Genomic DNA, 6,304 nt, shown 5'->3' with positions numbered 1-6,304 from the left:
TGCGGTGGAGCCATGAATCCCACCGCAAGACCGCACGAGCCAACACCGTCGAGGACTACATCGCAGCGTAATCAACCGGCCACCCGACAGGCTCTCAGCCAGGCCCTATGTGATCTGCGTCACATAATGAATACCTACTGCCTGCTCGGTTTTCGTGATTTTCTTTGGTCACTTCGCGAACGGCGCCCTGAGCCGCCCCGTCGGCCGACCCCGCTTTCCCCCGGCCAGTGCCGAGCCGTGCCGTCCCGCGCCCATCCTCCGCCTTCTCGACCGCGAGACCAGTAGCCGCCCAGGAGACCTGTCATGAGCAGACCCGACCCTGCCGTCGAAGCTCCGCGAGCCGCGTCGTCGCCGGAGCCCGGTGCCGGAGGCCCGGCGGAGGCCGCTCCTGGTCGGCTCGCCCAGCTGTTGCCGATGCTGACACTCGGTCACACCGCCATGTTCATGGTCTACATGGGCGTCGGCCAGGTCCTGCTGCCGACCCAGATCAAGGCACTCGACCCCGGAGGCAAGGTCGGCAGCCTCGGACTGGTCTCCGGCATCGCCGCCGTCTTCGCGACTCTCTTCAACCCGCTGGCCGGTCTGCTCTCCGACCGCTCCCGCCGCCGCGACCCGTGGATCCTCGGCGGCGGCCTCGCCGCCTTCGCCACCCTCGCTCTGCTCGGCGCGGTACGGACGATTCTGCTGGTCGCAGTGGTCTGGTGCCTTGTCCAGGCCGCCATGAACGTCTACCAGGCCGCCCTCACCGCCATCGTCCCCGACCGTGTGGCGCACGCACGCCGCGGACTCGCTTCGGCGATGGTCGGCATCGGCACGCCGATCGGCTCGGTCATCGGAGTCATTCTGGCCACCCGCTTCGTTCCGGACGACCTGGCGACCGGCTACCTGGTGCTCGGGGCGGTGATCGCCGTCGTGGCGCTGCTGTTCACCGTACTGGTGCGGGACGACCGGCTGTCCGCGGCGGCGAGCCCACCGCTTGGCCGTCAGCTCGCCGCCTTCCTCAGCACCCTCCGGGTGGCGGACTTCCGCTGGGCGTTCATCGGCCGGTTCCCATGGCCAACGCCGGTCCGCAGATCGTCGCCCCCTTCGTGGCGGCCCTCGTCGTCGGCTCGCTCGGTTACAACGCCCTGTACGTGGTGGGCGCCCTGATCATCGCGCTCGGGGCGCTCGCGGTGGCCCCGATCAAGGGCGTCCGCTGACGAAGGCGCCCGCCGACGGCCGCGTCCGCCGCCCGTCGCTGAAGTCCCGTGCCCGTCGGCCGCCACCGGGCGGCCGGCTCCGTACCGACCCGCTCTACCCTGGAGATCTGCCCGTGCACACCGCCCCCGCCCCCCGTCCGGACGGCCACCCGTACCAGGATCCGGCCCGGTCCGTCGACGAGCGCGTCGCCGACCTGCTCGCCCGGATGACCTTGGAGGAGAAGGCCGGCCTGCTCTTCCACACCATCCTGCCGATGCACCCCGACGGGCGCCCGGTCGAGGACGGCGACGAGTCGGTGATCCCCAGTGACACAACGGGGATGATCCGCGACCAGGCGATGAACCACTTCAATCTCGTCGGGACTGCCGGCCCCCGGCAGCTCGCCGAGTGGCACAACGCCGTCCAGGAGATCGCCGCCGGGACCCGGCTGGGTATCCCGGTCACCGTCTCCACCGACCCCCGCCACTCCTTCACCCTCAACATCGGCGCCTCCATCCACGCCGGGGACTTCTCCGCCTGGCCCGAGGCGATCGGCCTGGCCGCCGTCCGTGACCCCGAACTGGTCCACCGCTTCGCCGACATCGCCCGCCGCGAATACCTGGCGGTCGGCCTGCGGGTCGCCCTCCACCCTCAGATCGACCTCGCCACGGAGCCTCGCTGGGCCCGCCAGGTCGGTACGTTCGGAGCCGACGCCGGGCTCACCTCGGAACTCGTCCAGGCATACGTCCGCGGCTTCCAGGGCGAGAGCCTCGGGCCGCGGAGCGTGGCCACGATGGTCAAACACTTCCCCGGCGGCGGCCCGCAGAAGGACGGCGAGGACCCGCACTTTCCGCACGGCAAGGAGCAGGTCTACCCGGGCGGGATGCGCGACTACCACCTGGCGCCGTTCCGGGCGGCGATCGCGGCCGGCGCCGCGCAGATGATGCCCTACTACGGCCAGCCGATCGGCACCGACTGGGAGGAGGTCGGCTTCGGTTTCAACAAGGGCGTCGTCACCGGCCTGCTCCGCAAGGAGCTCGGCTTCCGAGGCATCGTCTGCACCGACTGGGGCCTGCTCACCGACGCCCCGATCTTCGGAGAGCTGCACCAGGCCCGGGCCTGGGGCGTCGAGCACCTCACCGTGCCGGAACGCGCGGCCAGGTCGCTCGACGCCGGCGTGGACCAGTTCGGCGGCGAGGAGTGCCCCGAGGTGGTCGTCGAACTGGTCCGCTCCGGCCGCATCGACGAGCGGCGGCTCGACGACTCGGTGGGCCGCCTGCTGCGCGAGAAGTTCGTCCTCGGGCTCTTCGACCACCGCTACGTCGACCCGGACGCCGCCGAGGAGATCGTCGGCAACAGTGAGTTCCGTGCCGTCGGCGCCGAGGCCCAGCGCCGTTCGCTCACCGTTCTCGTCAACCACGAGCGCACTCTTCCGGTCACCCACCCCCGACCGAGGCTCTACACCGAGGGCCTCGACCACGCCGTCGTCGCCCGGTACGGAGAGCCGGTCGCCACCCCGGCCGAGGCCGACCTCGCGGTGCTCCGCCTGTTCACCCCGTACGAGTACCGGGCGAACCGCTTCGAGTCGATGTTCCACTCCGGCCGCCTGGACTTCACCGAGAGCGAGCTGGCGCCGATTCTGCGGGTGCTCGACGCGGTGCCGACGATCGTTCTGCTCAATCTCGAACGGCCCGCCGTCGTCCCGGAGATCGCCGAACGCGCCGCAGCTCTGGTCGCCGACTACGGTGCGAGCGACGAGGCGATGCTGGATGTCGCCTTCGGTCGCGCCCGGGCCGAGGGGCGGCTGCCGTTCGAACTCCCGCGCTCGATGGCCGCCGTCGAGTCCTCCCGGCCAGACGTGCCCCACGACACGGCCGACCCGGTCTTCCCGTTCGGCGCCGGCCTGGAGGTGTGAGTGCGCCCGCCCCGCCGCGTTCCGCCCAGCCTGCGCTTCGCCTCGTCACCGTGAAAGGAAGCCCCGCGTGAGACCCCTGGCCCGTAACCTCGCCGCCACCACCACCGCCGTACTGGTAACCGTCGCCACCGCGGCCGCCGCCCCGCCAAGGCCCCACGCCTCACGCGCGTCGGCCACGGCCGAGTCGTCTGGCACGAGTACGAGGCCCGTGCGGGCGGCGGCGACAGCTTCGACATCACGCTCGGCTTCTGCGAGGAGAACCCCGGCGACGACTGCACCGAGACCGTCCCGGACGCCGACTCCACGGCCCTGCTGCGCGACGGCCACATCTCGGTCACCCCCGTGACGGCCGACCGCACCTTCGGTGCCCAGACGGCCACCGGCAAGGAACTGAACCGGCTCCGCCACTTCGTCGAGCACGAGGCTCCCCGCCCGTGAGCACCCGGCGGCCCGTCAACCCCCAGCGGAAAGAACAGAACGAGCACACCATGACCACCTCAGCACCGCAGGACCACCCCGTCGCCCCGACCCGCCCGGGCCCAGTGCGCGGCGAACGCCGCGACGGGAGCATCCGCTTCCTCGGCATCCCCTACGCCCAGCCGCCGGTCGGCGATCTCCGCTTCGCCGCGCCGGTGCCGCCCCGGCCGTGGACCGAGGTTCTCGACGCGACCGCGTACGGGCCGACCGCCCAGCGCCGCCCCTTCGCGGACGTCACCGTCATCCCCGAGCCGGTCATCCCCGGCGACTCCACCCTCAACCTCAACGTCTTCACCCCGGACCTCGCCCCGCCGGCGGGCCTGCCGGTCCTGGTCTGGATCCACGGAGGCGGCTTCGTCGCCGGCTGCTCCGCCAGCCCCTGGTACGACGGCGCGGCGTTCAACCGGGACGGCGTGGTCGTGGTCTCGGTCGGCTACCGGCTCGGGGTGGAGGGCTTCCTGCATCTCCCGGACGCTCCCGACAACCGCGGCGTCCGGGACTGGATCGCCGCCCTGGAATGGGTGCGCGACAACATCCGCGCCTTCGGCGGCGACCCGGCCAAGGTGACCGTCGCCGGCCAGTCGGCGGGCGGCGGCGCCGTCCAGACCCTGCTCGCCACCCCGGCCGCACAAGGGCTGTTCCGCGCGGCAGTCTCGGCCTCCGGCGCGGTGATGCGGCCGCAGGACCCGGCGAACGCGCGAACGGTGACCGCCCTGTTCGCCGAACGGACCGGCGTGCCCGCCACCGCGGCCGCACTGCGCCACGCCACCGACGAGGAGCTGCTCGCCTACCAGGACGCCCTGGACACACCGGGTCCCGGCCGCGACGAACTCCCGCCGCTGCTCCTCGCCCCCTTCGCGGACGGCGAGCTCATCCCCGTTCCGGTCCACGAAGCCCTTGCCGGCGGGCACGCGGGCGCGAACGTGCCGCTGATGCTCGGCTTCACCGCGCACGAGTTCGCCGCGCCGGTCGGCGAGGCGGACGCAGGTGAGGACGCCGGGGACGTCGCTAGGGAGTCCGACGGCGGTGAGGCGCTGCGGGGCCTGCTGGCCGCACTGGGTCTGGACGAGGCCCGCGCCGCCCGCTTCCTCGACCGCCACCCGGCGACCGACGGACAGGCGATCACCGACTGGCTCTTCCGCGCGCCCGCCGTGGCGCTCGCCGAGGCCCGCGCCGCCCGCGGACTGCCCACCTGGCTCTACCAGTTCGAATGGTCCGGCACCGCTCCCGGCCGCGCCGGGCAGGCCTACCACTGCATCGACCTCCCGTTCGCCTTCGACCTGCTGGACGCCGACGGCGCGACCGCTGCCCTCGGCGACCACCCACCACAGGCGCTCGCCGACACCCTGCACGCTGCCTGGGTCGCCTTCGTCCGCGACCTCGACCCGGGAGCCTCCTGGCCGCCCTACGACACCCGGCGCACCACGATGCTCTGGGACAGCGAACCCCGGGCGGAGCGCGACCCGCTGCGCACCGTCCGGGACATCTGGCTCCCCTGACCACGGGGAACCGGGGGTCCGTTTGACCTCGCGGACAGGTGTGGTGGTGCGGGAGTCGGCCGACCGCGTCGGCGCATGCAGGTCAAGCCTCAGATCCAGCCGCGGCGGCTGGCCTGGACGCCGAGCTGGAAGCGGGTCTGCGCGCCCAGGACTTCCTGGAGGCGGGCGATGCGGCGCGCCACTGTCCGTTCGCTGACGCCGAGCTCGCGGGCGATGGACTCGTCGGTGAGTCCGCCGCTGAGGTAGGTGAGGACCTGCCGGGCGTCGTCGGTGGGCGCGGCGCCGACGTCGTCCATGGACTCGTCGCCGGCGGGGAGCGGAACGGCCATCTGCCAGTACGCCTCGAACACGCCGATGAGGCCGTCGAGCAGGGCCGATCGCTGCACGGCGATGTGGTGGCGCCGCTGGGCGTCGCGCGCGGGTGCGGCGACAACGGCGAAGCGGTCGTCACAGATCATCAGGTTCAGTGCGACGTTGGGGAAGACGCGGGCACGTTCACCGACGTTGACGCAGGTCTGAATGGCCTCCCGGCCTATCGGGTCACGCAGTACCCGGGCGCTGTAGACCACTGAGTACGCGACGCCACGCGCGAGCGCCTCCAGACAGCCGGGGGCCACCTTCGGGGGCGCGGCGAGACGGCCGGAGGGACCGATGGACAGAGCGCGGACCTGGTGCACCGCTTCGTCCTGCACACGCCGGGCAAGCGCTTCACGGGCCTCCTCCGTCCGGACAATCTCGATGTATCCAGGGCCTTCGGCGTGGTGGTCGCGCCAGAACCGGGAGAGTTCGTCGGCGCTGTCCCGCAGGGCACCGAGTTCCTTGGCGCGGATCTCCGCGAGGGCGTCGAGCGCGGCACGCGGGGGGCGGGCGACGAACCGTCCGCCGTCCGGTTCCACCAGGCCCAGGCCGGACAGTTCGCCGGCCGCCGCGCCGACAGCGCCCGGGGGCACGCGCAGGATGCCCGCCAGCGCGGCCGACGTCGTCGGGCCACGCTGAACGAGCGCGAGGTAGACGTCCTCAGCGGTCGCGGTGAGGCCGATGGCACGGAGTGGATGCATATTCGAATCATTGCACGCATATGCGACTCACTCCATGTCAAGATCGTCCACATGGTGATTACCGCCGGGTAGGACGATGCGCGGGATGACGTTTCGTCAGGTGAGGGATGGTCACACCGAGCGTTCACATGGGTGCATGGCGTCTGTCACTTTCCTGCCATGCCGGATTCCGACAG

The 6,304-nt window shown here is 72.0% G+C and carries 5 protein-coding genes; 3 read left to right on the top strand and 2 right to left on the bottom strand.

Going from position 1 to position 6,304, the window contains the following annotated elements:
- Window positions 1-303: 303 nt before the first annotated feature.
- Window positions 304-1,149 carry an MFS transporter gene (locus tag ACWD6R_RS04605; protein WP_451817353.1) on the top strand — a complete coding sequence of 282 codons (846 nt, stop codon included), beginning with the start codon at window positions 304-306 and terminating at the stop codon, window positions 1,147-1,149.
- Window positions 1,150-1,312: 163 nt separating this feature from the next.
- Window positions 1,313-3,094 (top strand): glycoside hydrolase family 3 protein, encoded by a 1,782-nt coding sequence (locus ACWD6R_RS04600; RefSeq protein WP_451817352.1) that lies wholly within the window; start codon window positions 1,313-1,315, stop codon window positions 3,092-3,094.
- A 45-nt stretch (window positions 3,095-3,139) separates the two neighbouring features.
- Here ACWD6R_RS04600 and ACWD6R_RS04595 read toward each other — a convergent pair whose 3' ends face one another.
- Window positions 3,140-3,421 carry a hypothetical protein gene (locus ACWD6R_RS04595; RefSeq protein ID WP_451817351.1) on the bottom strand — a complete coding sequence of 94 codons (282 nt, stop codon included), beginning with the start codon at window positions 3,419-3,421 and terminating at the stop codon, window positions 3,140-3,142.
- 161 nt (window positions 3,422-3,582) lie between these two features.
- Here ACWD6R_RS04595 and ACWD6R_RS04590 point away from each other — a divergent pair, with 161 nt between their 5' ends.
- A complete protein-coding gene (locus ACWD6R_RS04590; protein ID WP_451817350.1) occupies window positions 3,583-5,070 on the top strand; it encodes a carboxylesterase/lipase family protein in 1,488 nt (495 codons plus the stop codon).
- Between the two features lie 89 nt (window positions 5,071-5,159).
- Here ACWD6R_RS04590 and ACWD6R_RS04585 read toward each other — a convergent pair whose 3' ends face one another.
- The gene (locus tag ACWD6R_RS04585) at window positions 5,160-6,128 is read right to left on the bottom strand and encodes a helix-turn-helix transcriptional regulator (protein WP_451817349.1); all 969 of its coding nucleotides are present in this window, start codon (window positions 6,126-6,128) and stop codon (window positions 5,160-5,162) included.
- Window positions 6,129-6,304 lie beyond the last annotated feature (176 nt).

The organism is Streptomyces sp. NPDC005151 (assembly GCF_053599875.1).
This window is presented reverse-complemented; position numbering and strand designations above follow the sequence as displayed.

What these genes read in the sequence shown, in the direction of transcription:
- ACWD6R_RS04590 (WP_451817350.1), top strand. Translation starts at nt 3,583, where the DNA reads ATGACCACCTCAGCACCGCAGGACCACCCCGTCGCCCCGACCCGCCCG.
- ACWD6R_RS04605 (WP_451817353.1), top strand. Translation starts at nt 304, where the DNA reads ATGAGCAGACCCGACCCTGCCGTCGAAGCTCCGCGAGCCGCGTCGTCG.
- ACWD6R_RS04585 (WP_451817349.1), bottom strand. Translation starts at nt 6,128, where the DNA reads ATGCATCCACTCCGTGCCATCGGCCTCACCGCGACCGCTGAGGACGTC.